This is a genomic window from Streptomyces nanhaiensis (assembly GCF_046614825.1).
Taxonomy (GTDB): domain Bacteria; phylum Actinomycetota; class Actinomycetes; order Streptomycetales; family Streptomycetaceae; genus Streptomyces; species Streptomyces radiopugnans.
In genome coordinates this window covers 1-608 of sequence record NZ_JBKJFM010000386.1, presented here as the reverse complement: position 1 = coordinate 608, position 608 = coordinate 1, and the positions used below count along the sequence as shown (strand labels likewise).

Here is a 608-nt window from a genome sequence, read left to right as displayed (position 1 = left end):
GCCATGCCGCCGTAGGTGTCGATGATGATCTTCCGGCCGGTCAGGCCCGCGTCGCCCATCGGGCCGCCGATCTCGAACCGGCCGGTGGGGTTGACCAGCAGCCGGTACCCGTCGGTGTCCAGCTTGACCCCGTCCCGGGCGAGGGCGGTCAGCTCCGGCTCCACGACGAACTCGCGGATGTCCGGGGCCAGCAGCGCGCCGACGTCGATGTCGGAGGCGTGCTGGGAGGAGACCACCACGGTGTCCAGGCGCACGGCCTTGTCGCCGTCGTACTCGATGGTCACCTGCGTCTTGCCGTCCGGGCGCAGGTAGGGCATCGCCCCGTCCTTGCGCACCTGGGCGAGCCGCGAGGACAGGCGGTGGGCGAGGGTGATGGGCAGCGGCATCAGCTCGGGCGTCTCGTCGCAGGCGTAGCCGAACATCAGGCCCTGGTCGCCGGCGCCCTGCCGGTCCAGCTCGTCCGCCCTGCCGGCCTCCGAGGCGCCCTCCACCCGGGTCTCGTAGGCGGCATCCACGCCCTGGGCGATGTCGGGGGACTGCGCCCCGATGGAGACCGACACCCCGCACGAGGCGCCGTCGAAGCCCTTCTTGGAGGAGTCGTAGCCGAT

At 72.0% G+C, this 608-nt stretch carries 1 protein-coding gene; it reads right to left on the bottom strand.

Going from position 1 to position 608, the window contains the following annotated elements:
* On the bottom strand, positions 1–608 hold a 608-nt coding region (locus ACLIYP_RS30730; protein ID WP_412716340.1), incomplete at both ends, for a methionine adenosyltransferase domain-containing protein.